Source organism: Bacillus sp. KICET-1 (assembly GCF_027721405.1).
GTDB lineage: Bacteria > Bacillota > Bacilli > Bacillales > Bacillaceae > Bacillus > Bacillus velezensis.
In genome coordinates this window covers 2,221,004-2,237,423 of sequence record NZ_CP113515.1, presented here as the reverse complement: position 1 = coordinate 2,237,423, position 16,420 = coordinate 2,221,004, and the positions used below count along the sequence as shown (strand labels likewise).

Annotated in this window: 20 protein-coding genes, 1 pseudogene and 1 other annotated feature; of the genes and pseudogenes, 4 read left to right on the top strand and 17 right to left on the bottom strand. The window is 44.7% G+C overall.

From position 1 onward, the window contains the following. The first annotated feature begins 23 nt into the window (after window positions 1-23). Together OVA33_RS11530 and OVA33_RS11525 are read left to right on the top strand one after the other, a co-directional pair. The gene (locus OVA33_RS11530) at window positions 24-1,175 is read left to right on the top strand and encodes an IscS subfamily cysteine desulfurase (RefSeq protein ID WP_110085409.1); all 1,152 of its coding nucleotides are present in this window, start codon (window positions 24-26) and stop codon (window positions 1,173-1,175) included. Next, entirely contained in the window at window positions 1,172-1,714 is a 543-nt protein-coding gene (locus OVA33_RS11525) for a transcription repressor NadR (RefSeq protein WP_014418541.1), read from the top strand. Before OVA33_RS11530 ends, OVA33_RS11525 begins: the two co-directional genes overlap by 4 nt. A gap of 25 nt (window positions 1,715-1,739) precedes the next feature. Here the strand turns inward: OVA33_RS11525 and pheA are convergent, their stop codons facing one another. The 17 genes and pseudogenes from pheA to OVA33_RS11440 all read right to left on the bottom strand — a co-directional run bounded on the left by pheA (window position 1,740) and on the right by OVA33_RS11440 (window position 14,108). Beyond that, window positions 1,740-2,597 carry a prephenate dehydratase gene (gene pheA / locus OVA33_RS11520; RefSeq protein WP_003152668.1) on the bottom strand — a complete coding sequence of 286 codons (858 nt, stop codon included), beginning with the start codon at window positions 2,595-2,597 and terminating at the stop codon, window positions 1,740-1,742. Window positions 2,598-2,610: 13 nt separating this feature from the next. Then, window positions 2,611-3,054 (bottom strand): transcriptional regulator ThrR, encoded by a 444-nt coding sequence (gene thrR, locus OVA33_RS11515; protein WP_007408173.1) that lies wholly within the window; start codon window positions 3,052-3,054, stop codon window positions 2,611-2,613. A 53-nt stretch (window positions 3,055-3,107) separates the two neighbouring features. Further along, on the bottom strand, window positions 3,108-4,394 hold the full coding sequence (gene obgE, locus OVA33_RS11510) for a GTPase ObgE (RefSeq protein WP_007408172.1): 1,287 nt from the start codon (window positions 4,392-4,394) through the stop codon (window positions 3,108-3,110). A 31-nt stretch (window positions 4,395-4,425) separates the two neighbouring features. Next, a complete protein-coding gene (locus OVA33_RS11505; protein WP_014418543.1) occupies window positions 4,426-5,004 on the bottom strand; it encodes a sporulation initiation phosphotransferase B in 579 nt (192 codons plus the stop codon). 317 nt (window positions 5,005-5,321) lie between these two features. After that, window positions 5,322-5,606, bottom strand: coding sequence for a 50S ribosomal protein L27 (rpmA, locus tag OVA33_RS11500; RefSeq protein ID WP_003152662.1), 285 nt, complete (start codon window positions 5,604-5,606; stop codon window positions 5,322-5,324). Between the two features lie 12 nt (window positions 5,607-5,618). Next, the gene (locus OVA33_RS11495) at window positions 5,619-5,960 is read right to left on the bottom strand and encodes a ribosomal-processing cysteine protease Prp (protein WP_012118103.1); all 342 of its coding nucleotides are present in this window, start codon (window positions 5,958-5,960) and stop codon (window positions 5,619-5,621) included. Between the two features lie 2 nt (window positions 5,961-5,962). Continuing rightward, a complete protein-coding gene (rplU, locus tag OVA33_RS11490; RefSeq protein WP_128974209.1) occupies window positions 5,963-6,271 on the bottom strand; it encodes a 50S ribosomal protein L21 in 309 nt (102 codons plus the stop codon). Window positions 6,272-6,284: 13 nt separating this feature from the next. After that, window positions 6,285-6,358 (bottom strand) — a sequence feature (ribosomal protein L21 leader region). A 58-nt stretch (window positions 6,359-6,416) separates the two neighbouring features. Further along, complete coding sequence (locus tag OVA33_RS11485; RefSeq protein WP_017418245.1) at window positions 6,417-7,283, bottom strand: M50 family metallopeptidase; 867 nt, start codon at window positions 7,281-7,283, stop codon at window positions 6,417-6,419. Continuing rightward, complete coding sequence (locus OVA33_RS11480; RefSeq protein WP_017418246.1) at window positions 7,276-8,079, bottom strand: M23 family metallopeptidase; 804 nt, start codon at window positions 8,077-8,079, stop codon at window positions 7,276-7,278. Before OVA33_RS11480 ends, OVA33_RS11485 begins: the two co-directional genes overlap by 8 nt. Before the next feature lie 127 nt (window positions 8,080-8,206). Further along, window positions 8,207-9,010, bottom strand: a complete 804-nt coding sequence (gene minD, locus OVA33_RS11475; protein ID WP_003152655.1) for a septum site-determining protein MinD — start codon at window positions 9,008-9,010, stop codon at window positions 8,207-8,209. Window positions 9,011-9,012: 2 nt separating this feature from the next. Continuing rightward, window positions 9,013-9,693, bottom strand: coding sequence for a septum site-determining protein MinC (minC, locus tag OVA33_RS11470; protein WP_003152653.1), 681 nt, complete (start codon window positions 9,691-9,693; stop codon window positions 9,013-9,015). A 53-nt stretch (window positions 9,694-9,746) separates the two neighbouring features. Continuing rightward, window positions 9,747-10,265, bottom strand: a complete 519-nt coding sequence (gene mreD / locus OVA33_RS11465) for a rod shape-determining protein MreD (RefSeq protein WP_007408167.1) — start codon at window positions 10,263-10,265, stop codon at window positions 9,747-9,749. Next, window positions 10,262-11,125 (bottom strand): rod shape-determining protein MreC, encoded by an 864-nt coding sequence (gene mreC / locus OVA33_RS11460; protein ID WP_016938781.1) that lies wholly within the window; start codon window positions 11,123-11,125, stop codon window positions 10,262-10,264. The genes mreD and mreC overlap by 4 nt, the downstream gene beginning before the upstream one ends. Before the next feature lie 30 nt (window positions 11,126-11,155). Continuing rightward, window positions 11,156-12,169: a cell shape-determining protein MreB gene (gene mreB, locus OVA33_RS11455; protein WP_003152647.1), complete on the bottom strand. Its 1,014-nt coding sequence runs from the start codon at window positions 12,167-12,169 to the stop codon at window positions 11,156-11,158. Window positions 12,170-12,260: 91 nt separating this feature from the next. Then, a pseudogene (radC, locus tag OVA33_RS11450) lies at window positions 12,261-12,563 on the bottom strand (RadC family protein); the annotation flags it as partial. Window positions 12,564-12,845: 282 nt separating this feature from the next. After that, window positions 12,846-12,986, bottom strand: coding sequence for a PhrK family phosphatase-inhibitory pheromone (locus OVA33_RS11445; protein ID WP_236830067.1), 141 nt, complete (start codon window positions 12,984-12,986; stop codon window positions 12,846-12,848). Window positions 12,987-12,995: 9 nt separating this feature from the next. Next, window positions 12,996-14,108 carry a response regulator aspartate phosphatase gene (locus OVA33_RS11440; protein WP_128974210.1) on the bottom strand — a complete coding sequence of 371 codons (1,113 nt, stop codon included), beginning with the start codon at window positions 14,106-14,108 and terminating at the stop codon, window positions 12,996-12,998. Between the two features lie 299 nt (window positions 14,109-14,407). On the opposite strand from OVA33_RS11440, the gene OVA33_RS11435 reads away from it, so the two are divergent. Then, window positions 14,408-15,988, top strand: coding sequence for a T7SS effector LXG polymorphic toxin (locus OVA33_RS11435; RefSeq protein ID WP_071181880.1), 1,581 nt, complete (start codon window positions 14,408-14,410; stop codon window positions 15,986-15,988). Between the two features lie 14 nt (window positions 15,989-16,002). Continuing rightward, window positions 16,003-16,392 carry an Imm50 family immunity protein gene (locus tag OVA33_RS11430; RefSeq protein ID WP_071181881.1) on the top strand — a complete coding sequence of 130 codons (390 nt, stop codon included), beginning with the start codon at window positions 16,003-16,005 and terminating at the stop codon, window positions 16,390-16,392. Window positions 16,393-16,420: the final 28 nt, after the last annotated feature.

The window sequence follows — 16,420 nt, the reverse complement described above, 5'->3', positions numbered from 1 at the left end:
TAAACGGATAGGAGACGGGCTGTATGATTTATCTTGATTACGCGGCGGGAGCGCCTTTAAGCAAAGAAGCCGCGAAAGTCTTTCAGCATCTCAGCACAGAGGTATACGGCAATGCAAGCAGCCTTCATGACGCCGGAGGAAGAGCGGCGGACGTGCTGGAATATTGCAGACATTCTGCAGGAAAATTGATCGGCGGAGCGGCAGACGGCATTTACTTTACAAGCGGCGGAACGGAAGCGAACATCTTGGCCGTCCAATCATTGCTGCACGGTCTGCCCGATCACAAAAAACATTTTATTACGACCGCAATGGAACACCATTCGATCCATAATGCTGCGGCGTTTTTAGCTGATCGGGGAATTGATATCACCATCATATATCCCGACGAAAACGGCCTTATAACCGAGGACATACTGGCGGCTCATATCCGTCCTGACACGGGGCTCGTTTCCATACAGCACGCCAATTCAGAAACCGGCCTCATCCAGCCTGTGAATCGTCTGGCCGCTTTTCTTCACCAGAGAAACATTTTGCTGCATTGCGATTGTGTTCAAAGTTTCGGCAAACTGCCGATTGATGCGGATCAGGCGGGAATCGACGCCCTTTCCGTCTCCGGTCATAAAGTATACGGCCCGAAAGGCACCGGGGCTGTTTACATTCGGCCCGGTGTCAGCTGGAACCCGGTTTATCCGCATACCGTGCATGAAAACGGGTTCAGGCCCGGTACGGTGAATGTGCCGGCCATCGGCGCTTTTACCGCTGCTGCGGAGTATGCAGTGAAACATATGGAGGAACACCGTGAGCATGCTGACAGGCTGAGGAATTATTTGTATGACCAAATTCGGCGTCAAGGCCTCCCCATTTCATTTTCAGAGGAAGAAACCGGCGGTGAATGCCTGCCCCACATTGTCGGGTGTTTTTTTCACTCCTTTGAAGGACAATATATTATGTTAGAATGTAATCGTAACGATATTTGCATCTCAACCGGGAGCGCATGTTCCGCCGGCAGCCACGGCCCTTCTTCAGCTATGAAGGCGCTGAAAAAAACCGAACGGGAAGCGCGGCAGTTTTTCCGGATCTCATTCGGAAACGAAACAACATGTGAACAGCTCGATATGCTGATACATACATTTACGGCGCTATGGGAGCAAAAGAAAGGAGAATCAGCAATTTGACAGAAGGAACGAAGCTTACTGGGGAGAAAAGACGCGACATGCTGCTTCATTGGCTGAAAGAAGCCGGCTCGCCATTAACAGGAGGCGAATTGGCCAAAAAAGCAAATGTCTCAAGACAGGTGATCGTGCAGGACATATCGCTCTTGAAAGCAAAAAACGAGCCGATCATCGCGACGAGCCAAGGCTACTTATACATCAGCATGAATGCCGGCGGTGAAAAAAACGCCGAACGGATTGTCGCCTGTCTGCACGGCCCGGAGCGGACGGAAGAAGAGCTTGAACTCATTGTCGATGAAGGCGTCACCATAAAGGACGTCATTATTGAACACCCCGTATACGGCGATTTAACCGCCGCCATAAGAGTCAGCACACGGAAAGAAGTCAAACAATTCATGGATCACATTAACTCGACAAATGCCGCTTACCTTTCACAGCTGACCGGAGGCGTGCACCTCCATACGTTAAGCGCCCCGACAAAAGAGCGGATTGACCAAGCCTGCCAAGCGCTGGACGACGCGGGTATTTTAATAAAAGATTAAAAAAAAGCCCCCTGAAGGGCTTTTTTTATATCGAATAGGATTGATATGTTCCCAGAAGCTTGACCCGGCAGCCGAGGGCTTCCATCTCTTGAACGGCACCGGGAATGAGAACCTGATCCATCGCCTGTTCAATATCAATAATAAAGAAATAGTTGCCGAGACCCGTTTTTGTCGGGCGCGATTCGATCTTTGATAAATTCAGGTTTCTCCATGAAAAAGCGGACAGCACCCTGTGCAGCGCACCTGATTGGTCATCTTGGGGAAGCGTTACCATCATCGTCGTTTTCGGCCGTGAAGACAGTTTCGCATTCACTTCGAATGAGACGTCTTTTTCAGGCGAAAGAATGACAAATCTCGTGTGGTTGTCCTGATAATCCTGAATATCCCGCTTCACGATGCTCAATCCGTATGTAGCGGCGGCCATTTCATTTGCAATCACGCCGATCGGAAGGTCCGAATGCTCACTGACATACTTGGCAGCCGCACCTGTTGACTTCGCATACTCATAAGGAACGGACGAAAAATGCCGGTGAAGAAATTTGTGGCATTGCGCAATCGCATGGGAATGAGAATAAATTTTCTCAAGCTTTTTCCACTCATTTTCTCTCGAAGGGTGAACGAGCAGATGCTGGTGAATCGGCAGCGTCATTTCCCCCACGATCGCAAGAGGCTGCTCATGAATCAAATAGTCAATCGTTAAGTTAACCGAGCCCTCCAGCGCGTTTTCCAAAGGAACAAATGCAAGATCAACTTCTCCCGCAACCGCCGCATCCATGCATGCCGGTATTGTTTGATAAGGTGCTTGTGTCACGCTGTTTTGAAAGCAGGAACTGACTGCTAGATGTGTAAATGTGGCTTCTGGCCCTAAATAACCGACTTTCATGTCTCTTCTCTCCTTACGCGCCTGACCCTAAGATCTCAACTTTTTCTATAAAATCAAATTTTCTCAGTTTATTCATTAACGTATGAATGTTTTCTTCCATTGCGGACGTACTGATTGAGAGCGTGACATTCGCCCTGCCCTGAAGCGGAATCGTCTGGTGAATGGAAAGCACGTTGCTTCCTGAGTCAGCCACCGCCTGCAAAAGCTGGGATAACGCGCCTGACCGATCCTCCAAATGAAAGAAAAGTGTGATTATTTGTTCTTTAACCATCGTGTAAAAGGGGAAAACCGCATCTCGGTATTTGTAAAAAGCGCTTCTGCTTAAATCAACTTTCTGCACGGCATCTGCAACCGATTCAGCCTTTTTTCTGTCGAGCAGCTTTTTGACTTCTAGAGTTTTCCGCATCGCATCAGGCAGAACGTCTTCACGCACTAAATAAAATGTCTCTTCTTTCACCTGCACCCCTCCCTTTTACATCAGAGAGCCTGCATCGCAAGCTCTCCGTTTTTTTAATCAATAAATTCAAATTCAAATTCCAGAAGCCGGATGATATCGCCGTCTTTAGCACCGCGTTCTCTGAGCGCTTCATCAACGCCCATACCGCGCATCTGTCTTGCAAAACGCTTGACGGATTCGTCACGGGAGAAGTCAGTCATTTTAAAGAGGCGTTCCAGGCTGTCACCTGAAAGCACAAACGCACCGTCCGGATCACGGGTAATGTTAAATGGAATTTCTTCGTCTTCCATCGTGTACATTACGCGGTTTTCCGCCAGTTCTTCTTCATCATACAGCGGGAATTCAGGCGTTGTTTCCAGCTGGTTGGCGACTTCAAACAGAAGATCGCGGAGCCCTTCTCTCGTCACCGCGCTGATCGGGAAGACAGGATGGTCATCCTGAAGCTTTTCTTTAAACGCTTTAAGATTTTCAGCCGCCTCGGGCATGTCCATTTTATTCGCAACGATAATTTGCGGACGCTCCGTCAGCCGCAGATTATATTCACTGAGCTCCTGATTAATGGTCACATAATCCTCATACGGATCACGGCCTTCCATCGCTGACATGTCAATGACGTGAACGATGACGCGCGTCCGTTCGATATGGCGGAGAAATTGGTGGCCTAAGCCGACTCCTTCGTGCGCTCCTTCAATCAAACCGGGCAGATCCGCCATGACGAAGCTTCTTCCGTCATCCGTTTCCACCATGCCCAGATTCGGAACAAGCGTTGTAAAATGATAATCGGCGATTTTCGGCTTTGCCGATGAAACGACAGACAGAAGCGTAGATTTTCCGACGCTCGGGAAGCCGACGAGACCTACGTCTGCAAGCACTTTCAGTTCAAGCACGATATAGCGCTCTTTTCCGGGCTCTCCGTGCTCTGACAGCTGCGGTGCCGGGTTGGCCGGTGTCGCAAAGCGGGTATTCCCGCGTCCGCCGCGTCCGCCTTTTGCGATGACGGCGCGCTGCCCGTGCTCAGTCAGATCGGCAATGACCTGTTTTGTATCGTCATCCGTTACGACTGTGCCGGGCGGAACTTTAACAACCATATCGTCCGCATTTCTGCCGTGCTGGTTTTTAGACATGCCGTGTTCGCCGCGTATCGCTTTGAAATGCCGCTGGTACCGGAAGTCCATGAGCGTGCGCAGTCCTTCATCAACCTCAAAAACGACGTCGCCTCCATTACCTCCGTCACCGCCGGCAGGCCCGCCTTTCGGCACATATTTTTCACGGCGGAACGCAACCATTCCGTTACCGCCGTCGCCGCCTTTTACATATACTTTCACCTGATCTACAAACATAATATCCTCCGTTCTAAACCGTAAAAAACCGCTAGTTCATTCCAATTTCGGCCACACATTCATGGCCGGTCAGCTCAAATTGCATGACATCAAAGTCCTCATACCGGGATTTGCGAAATTCATCAAACACATCTGCATTTGCAATCGTTCCATGAAAATCGAGATATACAATAAGCTGTCTGTCAGGGTGATCCGTCTGCAGCGATACGGTCAGATGATTTTCACTTTCATTGTTTACCGCCAGACCGAACAGATGAAACAGTTTTCTCATCAGGTTCGACAGCTTTTGATCATATGCCGATAAATCTTTAATTTCTCCGAGCACTTCGTATTCGAGCCTCATATAACGGGACTTCCAATTAAATGTAAGAAAGTCAAACGCCAAGTGCGGGGTTTTCAGGTTTGAGAGCTTTGATTCGTGCTTTGCATCTATGACCATTTCGTCAATAATTTCAACGACCCTGTCATACTTCTGCAAACTTAAGTTTCCTTTTATCAGCTGCAGCTTATTCATCCAATCATGACGGAAATGGCCCATTAATTGGATCAGCTCATTGATCAGAGCCGCATCGCTTACAGGTTCTTCTTGTTTCTTCGATACATCCTTCATTTTCGCACTCCCAATCGTTTAATTTCTTTTTAGGAGTCTTGATAAGTGTGTACTATGAATTATAACAGAGAAGGCTTTGTTAAAAAAACACTTGTTTTTCCTGGTTCATCATGTTCCTTTTTCGGATCGCATACTATGCGGATGCCAGGCAGAAACATTTTTGGTATCACTGCTTGGGGAACATATCCAGTGGGTATGGGAAGCTGATGTCCTCATTCAAGGCGGGGTTCACTCACGCATCCTCTGCTTTTCATTCTTGATGTTACTCCGCTTACTGCAAAAAAAACTCCAGTCAACGACCGGAGTTTTTTGTGTCATTATTGAGCTACAGGATATACGCTCACTTTTTTGCGGTCACGGCCGAAACGTTCGAATTTAACAGTTCCGTCGATTTTAGCAAAAAGAGTGTCATCTCCTCCGCGGCCCACGTTTTCACCTGGGTAGATTTTCGTTCCGCGTTGACGGTAAAGGATAGATCCGCCTGTTACGAATTGACCGTCTGCACGTTTAGCGCCTAAACGTTTAGATTCAGAGTCACGTCCGTTCTTTGTAGAACCTACACCTTTTTTAGAAGCGAAAAACTGAAGATCTAATCTAAGCATGTAACTCACCTCCTATATTTGGTTTGCAGTCAACCGTAAGTGTTCACTGTAATCCCGCTCGATCGTTTCAAGAGAAACAATCATGCCTTCAATCAGCAGCTGCGCTTTTTGCAAAGCTTCCTGATCAGCGGCTTCAGGGAATTCAAAGTAGAAATAACCCCCGTCCTCGCCTATATCAAGAATCGGTTCGAGAGGAGCCAGCGCGATAACCGCATTGACCGCTCCGAAAACGACAGCCGTGACCCCGGCGCATACGAGATCTCGTCCATGTTCAGCAAAATCGGCATGTCCCGTCATTTCAAAGGACAAAATGCCCCCGTCATTCCGGGATCTTCGAATTGTTGCCTCAATCATGCTTACGCGTTGATTTTTTCGATTGTCAATTTAGTATAAGGCTGACGATGACCTTGTTTTTTATGAACATTTTTCTTTGGCTTGTAACGGAAAACAGTGATTTTTTTCGCACGGCCTTGTTTTTCAACTTTAGCTGTAACTGTCGCGCCTGCAACTGTTGGGTTGCCGACTTTCACGCTGTCTCCGCCAACAAACAATACGTCTTCAAACGTCACTGTTTCACCTGCTTCAGCAGCAAGTTTTTCGATGTAAACAGTTTGACCTCCTTCAACTTTGATTTGTTTTCCGCCTGTTTTAATGATTGCGTACATTCTCTGCACCTCCTATTAGACTAAGACTCGCCAGCAACAGGGGGCTTTAAAGCTCTTATCACCTGTCCCGAGCGGTTGTAGCATTGGTGCTACATCCATAACATTAAAAAATATATCAGAACCAAAAGGATATGTCAATCTATTTCTAGTAAGGCAGCAGCAGGTCTTCCATAGAGGAATCTGTCCGTTTATCGGCAAAATACGCATGAAGCACTTCATTTTCATCGAGCTGGCTGAGCTTTTCTCCGGCTTTTTCAACGATGATGGGGTGCTTGCATCCCCGTTTGAATTCGGCCATGACATGTTTCACTTTGGCATCGGCCGCGACCGTCAAAGGATGCAGCATGGCGACATCGCGGTTTTTGCCGTAGTATCTCTCCAAAAGAAACCTCAGCTGAATATAGTGCCGCTTCCGGTATTCATCCCATAAAGAAGCGGCGAGAAAGACGAACAGCACCCATGCACTGACCTGAAGGGGGACGGCCAGCACAATCCAGCAGCAGAGCAAAAGCGCGGAAACGGCCGATGTCTGCAGGCTGAGGAGATGCGCTTTTTGAAAAGCCATTTGTTTGGAGAAGTATAAAAACACAAACTTTCCGCCGTCAAGCGGCCAGATCGGCAAAAGATTGATGAAAAGAATAGAGAGATTATAAAAGGTAAACATCTCAAATGTCTGCTCACTTGCAAAACCTGACATGAAAAAGAGCCAGGCTGCCGCCTGAAGCCACACATGCTGAAGCGGGCCTGCCAGGATGACCGCGAATTCCTCTTTAAGCGGCCGGTTTCCGTGCTCCTCCACCTCAACCGTCCCGCCGAAAGGGAGCAGAAAGATTCGTTTTATGCGCCACGAAAAAAACACAGCCAGAGCAGCATGCCCCAGCTCATGAACGGATACGACCAGCAAAAGACACAGCAGCGCTTTGATGTGCCCCGTCATAAGACCAAGCCCCATGATAATCCAAAGAAAAGGATGGACATGAACTTTGAAAAGGAGGCTGAGCCATTTATTCATCAAAAGTGATCACCTGGATCGGATCTATGAATTTATCGCCATCCTGGATCGCGAAATAGTACTGGCCTTTACTTTTATCGTTAAGCTTGATCGAACCGATCTTTTTCCCTTTATCGACAAAGTCGTACAATGAAACGTTAACATCTTTTAGCCGGCCGTAAATGCTGCTTGTATTGTCGGCGTGCTGCACCTTCACCGTCAGCCCTGTTTTTTTATCTTTGCTCACTTCCATAATGTAGCCTTCTTTTACGCTGTCAATGGCTTCGCTGGCGGTTTCGACGACGACGCCCTCTCCGTTATTTTGAAAGTCCTGCTGGATTTTCCCCGCGGCAGGAACGGCCATATCCTGACTGACCGCCACCTGACCGTCCTTCTTTTTCGTTCCCGGCGTAAGAAAAGCGAGCGGGTTTCCGAAGGAAGATACGAACCAATTGCTTACGGCAGCAAACTGAAATTCCTTTTGAAAGGTTTGTGCGATCGCCGGTTTGATCTGACTCAACGGCTGTTTGTCAGTTTTATAGGCAATAGCGGAGATCAGTACGAGACAGGCGGCCAGCAGGCATTTTAAAATAATAGAATGAGCGCTGATCAATGGATGCCGTCCGTTAAATTCGGGCGGGTGTTCCGTTTGATATTCGTAGTCCGGTAGAAGCTTGTGCTTTTCCTGCTCCTTGACCGTCTGCCACGCGGGAAAATCCTGAGTTCGGGCGTTTTGAACGAAAGTCCGTTTTGATTCAGGCCGCTGTTTTCTTCTTTTGGCCAGTCTTTTTCTAATTTCATCAGCTCTGTGACTCATCGCCATCATCCTTTGCAATCGTTGGGTTTGTACATCCTATGTCTTGTCCATTGCAAATATGCGCTCTTGAAAAACAAAAAAGACCTGATAAGCTGGGCTTCATCAGATCTTTGTATTCTGGTATATATTATGAACGCACGCCGAAAAATGACTTGATTTTCGCCATCATCCCTTTTTGCTGCTCTTCAAGCACCTGCAAAGGAACGGATTCTCCTAAAATGCGCCGGGCGATATTGCGGTACGCAATGCTGGCGCGGTTTTTGGAATTCATGGCAATCGGTTCGCCGATATTTGAAGCCCTGATCACTTCATCATCGTCAGCAACGATTCCGAGGAGATCAATAGACAGATGATGAACAACTTCATCCACATCCATCGTGTCACCGTTTTTCACCAGGTGATTTCTGATGCGGTTCACGATAAGGCGCGGCGGTTCAATATCTTCCTGCTCCAAAAGTCCGATAATGCGGTCAGCGTCCCGCACCGCTGATATTTCCGGCGTCGTCACAACAATCGCCTTATCAGCTCCGGAGACGGCATTTTTATAGCCTTGTTCAATTCCGGCCGGACAATCAATAATGACATAATCAAATTCCTGCTTAAGCTCCTGCACAAGCGATTTGATCTGCTCAGGGACAACAGCCGTCTTGTCGCTTGTCTGGGCAGCCGGCATTAAATGAAGCAGATCATCAAAACGTTTGTCTTTGACAAGCGCTTGATGCGTCTTGCATCTGCCTTCAATTACATCTACTAAGTCGTAAATAATTCTGTTTTCAAGACCCATTACGACATCAAGGTTGCGCAGTCCGATATCTGTGTCTACCAAACAGACGCGCTTCCCTAAAATGGCTAAGGCGGTACCGAGGTTTGCAGATGTTGTTGTTTTACCTACTCCGCCTTTTCCCGAAGTTATTACGATAGCCTCACCCAATTTCACATTCCTCCCTCAAGCCTTGTTAGATCAGGTCTTAAATGAGCCAATTGCTGAAGGCGTTCAATGACCATATTTCCGTCAGTATCTAAATAAGCACATTCCATGTCGTTCCCTTTTTGAATGTGGTCTGGGGAGCGATTTAACACGTGATTGATCCTCAATTGTGTCGGCATCATTTCGGATGCGGCGATCACAGCCCGGTTATTTCCGTTATAACCCGCGTGGGCAATCCCTTTTAATGAACCGAGAACAAATATATTTCCTCCGGCTCTGATCGTACCGCCGGGATTCACATCTCCGATTAAAAGCAAATCTCCCGTCACGTGAAGCACCTGGCCCGAACGGACGATTTTGGAAACAGAAACAATTTCCTGCTCCTCTTTCATCCGCTGCGCTTCTTCTTTGGCGATGACTTCACTGTCAATTGAATGCACGACTAAATCTTTCTTTGACGCGATCAGATCAGTCAGCTGCTCTGCCTGTTCCTGATACAGATACCGATGCCCGAGTTTAATATGAACACTGATTTTTTGGCCTTTGCCATCAGTATATTGTTCAATCGACAGCATGTTTTGAAGACCATCGAGAAGCTCATCAAAAGAACACGCATCATCCAGATGCAATGTTAAGCCGTTTTTTGTTCCTTTTATTGTTACATATTGCTGCTTTTTGGTCTTCATCAATGTTCACCTCAACAACATACTCTTTTCGTCAAAAAAAGATAAAATCCTTTTTACTCATCTCTTAATTCTTTCTTCAGACTTATATAAAACAGCCTGAAGGGCAGGACTAATATAACGGCCCCCGCAATATTCAGCAAAGCAGTCGGCAAGAACCGCTGAATGACAAAATCGTTAAACGTCATTGTGCCGCTGCGGATTAACGTCTGAATGCCGTAGACGTAAAATTCAAGCACACATACGCTCAGCACCGCGACCAGAATGACCATCAGGGCGTTTGTCTGCAGCACTTTAAACGCTTTGGCCGCCAGATAGCATAAACCGGCAAAACCAAACATATAAACGCCTAAAACACCCGTATAATTGATGTCATAAAGAAATCCGAAAATCAAACCGTAGATCACCGCATGCTTTTGGTTGATATAAGCGGACATAAAAATCAGCGCAAGCAAAAGAAAATGCGGAACGACCTGCTGCTCGACGGAAACGAAAGGAAAACGCACCAGATCCGTATAGATGCTTTCCGCACAAAAGACCAAAATCATAATCAAAGGGAGAAGGAAACGTTTCACGATCCTTCCTCCCCTGTTGCTACGCTTCGGTTCACGACGATGACATGGTCAAGATCGTACAGGTTGGCAGCCGGTTTCACGTAAGCGATTTTCGTCAGGCCGTAAGCATCTGATTCTACATCGGTCACTTCCCCGACCGTCAGCCCTTGAGGAAATACGCCGCCCGTTCCGGATGTCTCCACGAGGTCGCCTTTTTTCACTTCACGTTTTTCATCCGGCTCAAGGATGGTCATTTTCAGAGTCTGTTTCTTTTTATCATACCCTTCAATTAAACCGTAGCCTTTGCTTCCCTTTTTGCCGGAGATTTTGGTGGCCACTCTGTTATTGCGGTCAACATCACTCAGCAGCTGAACGGCGGATGTGAAACTGTTGAGTCCGCTGCTTTTGATCTTCCCGACCAGCGCACCCTTTTCGTTCGTGACAGCCATGTCTTTGGCCACTTTCTGCTTCGTTCCCTTATTGATCATGATCTGCTTGTACCATTGATCAGGGTTTCTGGCGATAACGGTCGCTAAAATCGGATCATAGTCGGAAATTGATTTGACATGCCCGAGTTCATCACGCAGCTTCTTGTTTTCATCTTTGAGTTCTTGGAGCTTCGCTTCATATTGTGTCTGTCCGTCCAGCTTTTGTCTTAAGCGTTCGTTTTCCTTGTACGTGTTTTTCAGGTCTTTTATGTCCCCGAAGAACCCTGCAAAATATTCGGCAGGCGTGTGAAAAATGTTTTGAAATACTCCCGTCGTATCACCGATCAGCTTTTCAGGCCAGGTGGTATTACGGCCGTTCTTCAGCGAGAATCCAATCATAGCCACCAATATGATAATACACAGAAGTAATAGCATTAACCGTTTGTTCGGCATCGTGATACACCTCTTCTATTTAACTCCTGATTATCTTGTTTTTCCTTTGAAAAGATGGATGTGCTCCAGTGCTTTTCCAGTGCCGATCGCAACACAATCCAGCGGATCTTCAGCGATAAGAACAGGCATTTTCGTTTCGTCGCTGATGACTTTGTCGAGATTGCGGAGCAGGGCGCCTCCCCCTGTTAATACAATACCTCTGTCCATAATGTCAGCGGCCAGCTCAGGCGGTGTTTTTTCAAGCGTGCTCTTCACCGCGTCAACGATTGAGAGAACTGTATCACGCAGTGCATTTGCAATTTCCGTTCCCGTGATTTCGATCGTTTTCGGCAGACCTGTCAGAAGATCGCGGCCGCGGATTTCCATTGACGCATTTTCTTCACCGGTTTCTGCTGAACCGATTTCCATTTTAATAGCTTCCGCCGTACGGTCACCGATCATCAGATTATATGTTTTTCTGATATAGCTGATGATTGAGTCGTCCATTTCGTCACCGGCTACGCGGATTGACTGAGACGTGACAATGCCGCCTAAAGAAATGATCGCCACTTCAGTTGTTCCGCCGCCGATATCAACGACCATGCTGCCCGTCGGCTCCCATACAGGAAGATTCGCGCCGATTGCTGCCGCAAACGGTTCTTCAATCGGATAAGCGTCACGTGCGCCCGCTTGTCTTGTCGCGTCGATGACCGCCCGTTCTTCAACGGCCGTAATACCTGACGGCACACACACCATAACGTACGGCTTTCTCGCAAACAATCCTTTATTTTTCACAGCCTGATTAATGTAGTATTTCATCATTGTCGCAGTTGTTTCATAGTCAGCGATAACGCCGTCTTTCATCGGACGGAGCGCAACCACGTTGCCCGGAGTTCTTCCGATCATGTTTTTCGCATCGTTACCGACCGCAACGATTGACTTCGTATCCGTTTGCAGAGCAACGACAGACGGCTCTCTCACTACGATTCCTTTACCTTTAACAAACACAAGCGTATTCGCGGTTCCCAAATCTATACCAAGGTCTCTCGTACCAATTCCGAACATATGTATGTATCTTCCTTTCTTAAAGCAAAAATACCCTAAAGGGAAAAACTCATAAAATCTATTATATCTTAAATCAACGAAAAAAAAAGTGTTACAAATATCCTTTTTCCTTTAAACTCACAAATTTTTTATCACCAATGACCAAATGATCCAGCAGCTCGATGCCGATTAAATTTCCGCACTCAAAAAGCCGCCTGGTTACCTCTATATCTTCCCTGCTCGGTGTAGGATCTCCTGAAGGATGATTGTGAACGCAAATGAAGGACGCGGCGGATCGTTTGAAAGCTTCTTTAAACACCTCCCGCGGGTGGACAATAGATGAATTCAGACTTCCGATAAAAACGGTGCGTTTATGAATGACTTGATTTTTGGTATTTAAATATAAACATGTAAACTTAACATAAATACAAATAAATCTTTAAGCCTGCTAATGTTAGACGGCGCTAAAAATAAATGGTTTCACAAAAATGTTCGTTTTGCAAAAAAAAATCATTAGAAAACAAACTAAAAAAGCCCCATCTAAGGGCTTTTTTCTGTTTTTCTTTACGAAGATGGAGTCTGATAAAAAGAGACAACTCCAATTATCATTAACACAATGATTATCCCAAGGATACTCCATAATGTTATTTTAACGCCTTTTGTCATGCTATGCCCCCCATCTTTTAACTAAGATGTTTTAGGTGCCTACTGGCCGCTCTGCTAATTTTAGAGTACCCACCGGGCGCTCTGTTATCTTAACATCCGATGATGCATGATTAATTTTGACTACAGCTAAACCACTTAACGTAACGAAGGTTAGAGCTGCACAAAGAATCATTTTTTTCAATTATAATCCCTCCAGGTGCCTCATTTTCTTCTCGGCTAAAATAGCATGCTTAGAAAATTCAAGCGCCTCTTTATAGAGTCCATGCTTCTCACAGTGTTCTGAAATAACCAAAGAAAGATCAAAGACGCTATCAAGGTCATTTACTTCATATAAGTAAGAAATACCACCTCGACAAGTTTCAATGCTTTTCCTCTGATCCTGCTGCAGAAGTCCGTAAATAATATTTATTTTAGCCTCATACACCTTATTCTCTTTTCGTTTAAAATATTCCTTTGTCTTTTTATAATAATATGGAATTTTATTTACATCCCCTATTTTATAAAGCTCTTTCAAAAACATATACAGGGAATTTATATAATAAACCGAGTCCCTCCACTCTTTATTTCTGATGGCTTTTTTCAAGGCATTTATACAGTCTTCGGAACGGTTTGCTGCAGAATATGTAATACTTAAATTATGGTGTATTAAAGCGGTGAAAAGTGAATCGTGAAGAACTCTCGAAATTCTGATTGCTTCTAAATAACTTTCCTCTGCTTTTTCGTAAAGTCCTAAATCAGTGTAGTTTTGGCCAACAATCATAAGAGACGTGGCAAGCTTTCGTTTATAGCCTTCATTTTCTCTATAAATTTGTAGCGCATCATTGATATAATTCAGAGAAATTAGACTCTGCCGCAGCATCATATACATAGATGCCACTTTCGAATAAAATTCAGCCCGCTCTATACAATCGGGTATATCTTTCAATTTTTTCTCTGCTATTTTGAACAAAGTAATTGCTTTCTCAAAATTTCTTTTGTGCGACTCATATAACGCTTCAAATAGAAAGAAATAATATTCAATCATGTGATCTGTTTTTTTTATTTCATCAGCGTGGTTTTCATTAAAATATGAATGGGACGGCAGCTCTTCCCCTTTCACCTGAAATAAAAGCATTTTATGTCTTTCTTCTAACAAAGAATAATACATCAAAACTTCCTGATCCTCTTCCATTTCATCAAACAATGGTTTGATCTCTTCAAAATATCTCTCAGCAGAGTCAGTGTCTTGCTGTTTTATCGCGATATACCAATCATTTAATATATTTGCAACACATTCAGAAGCCAGTTTACTCATCAATAAACCCCTCTTTCTACAAATATTCTAAATTTTCTCAAACAATATTCTAGCATACGTTTAGCATAATTTGTAATATATAGGAATAATTTTCGACATGCCGCAATTCTTATTTCGTTTTTACGCAATCAGAGGAAAGGGCAATTCAACCTATTTTTAAAAGTTCGAATCGAAGGATAATAGTAAAAACAAACCAACCCAAAAGAACTATTTTGTATTTGGAAGTTTTGTTATGTATTTACTCCGGCTTTCATCGTGGTAAAATTTTGAATAACATTTTATCGCGAAAGGATATGATCATGAAAATCTTTGAAGCAACCACCCTGCTTTCTGCCGCCAAACAACGCGCAAACGAATACAAAGAATTGCGCAGCCAAATGACGAACCTGAAAAATGCGTTCCAAGGCATGGCAGACCTGGGCGACAGCGATTTTTCGGGCAAAGGCGCCGACAACATCAAAGCTTTATTTCAAGATCACGCTGGTGTCACAGATGAATGGCTGGAATTGATTGATATGAAAATTGCGTTTCTCACAAGCATAGAAGCTATGATTGAAGATGCCGGCCTTTCAGACTCTTATGTGGAAGATTCTTTCCTTGAACATGAGTTGACAAACGCACTTGATAAATCAAGAGCGATTATGCAAGAGCAGCGCAACGAAATGAAAGGTATCCTTGATGAAATCGCAGATATACTGCCGCTCGATCTCTTTTCAACCAATAACGCGGATCAAAAATTAGATGATTCTGATACAACAAAAAGAGATACAATACAAAAAATTGGTGAGCTGGATAACAACCTTTCAAATGAATATGGGCTGTCAGAAGCTAATGAGGCGTTCATTATGGCAGATTTTCAGGCATTACAAGATGCGACAGGGAAAGGCAAAAACGCCACCCCGCTCAACTATAATGCCAAGGCGTACCGGGAAAGTGAAATCCATCAGATGCAAGCAGGATTACATAAACAATCATCGGAATATCTTTCGTTCAAAAAACAGCAGGCAGAAGAAAGAAGAATTGCGAAGGAACAGGAAGAGCTTGCGAACAGGCCGTGGTACGAAAAAACATGGGATGTTGTTTGTGATTTTACAGGTGAGGTTACCGGATATTATGATTATAAAAGGGCGGCTGATGGAGTTGACCCCGTTACAGGTGAAAAACTTACTGCCGGGCAACGGGTCGCAGCCGGGGGAATGGCTGCTGCAGGGTATATTCCAATTGTCGGTTGGGCCGGCCGTATCTTTAAAGGCGGAAAAGCAGTCTATTCAACTGGAAAAGCGATATACAAGGCTGATAAAGCCCTCGAAATATATAAAACTCCCAAAACCTTTCATGCATTGGAAAGTTCTCAAAAAGGGCTTTATGGCTTAGTCTCAGCAAATGGTTTAAGTGAAGGGATAACAGGCCGTGATATGTTTGGGAATAAGATTTCCAAAGAACAGCAGCATAACAGTATTAATGCAGCGCTTGCTGTTTTTATGCCTTTCGGGGCAAAGGGTTTTTCCGGTAAAACAGGCCTTAAAACTTCAACTTCAGTTAAAAACACAACTATTATTGTTAGCAGAAAAGGGGCTTTGAAAGAAGCTAAAAGAGACGCCGGTATACCACGTGCTCAACATCCAGAGTCAATTAATCGAGTAGAAATGCGCACTGCTCCCCACGAAGGTAGTCGTGTAATTAAAGATAAAAATGGTAAGATCATATGGACGAGGGAGTACACTTTCACTAATAATAAAGGGGAAAAGATTATCATACAAGATCATAGTGCTGGGCATGAAAAAGGTGGTCAGGGCCCACACTTTAATGTTCGACCGATTGATAACACTCGAACAGGAAAGGTTCCTGGCACAAAAGAACATTATCCTTTTAACAAATAATTTGAGGTGATTTTATGTGGTACACAAAGATTGAAGAGAGTCGTTTTTTAAATAGTTTATATAATGAGGTGCCAAATTTAGAAAATGTACGCATCGAAGGAATTTACATAAAGGAGGAAGGCAGAAAAGTAACATTACATTTTGACATGCCATTTTATGCAGAAAACCCTCCTAAGAAATGGGCTAATTTAGGATACAACTCAATTGCTCTTCAAGTCGACTTTTTTGATATTCATTCTTTAGAAATGAAAACAACATCAGATACATACAGAGGAAACATCGAGATAAATAATGATGAAGAGGGATTATTAGAGGTTAATGTGACTGGTGAGATTACGGCAAAAATTAAAGCTGATGCAGGATTTATTCAATCAATAAATGGTTATATTAACGAGGCTATATAATTATTGACTATATATACAAAAAAGCCCC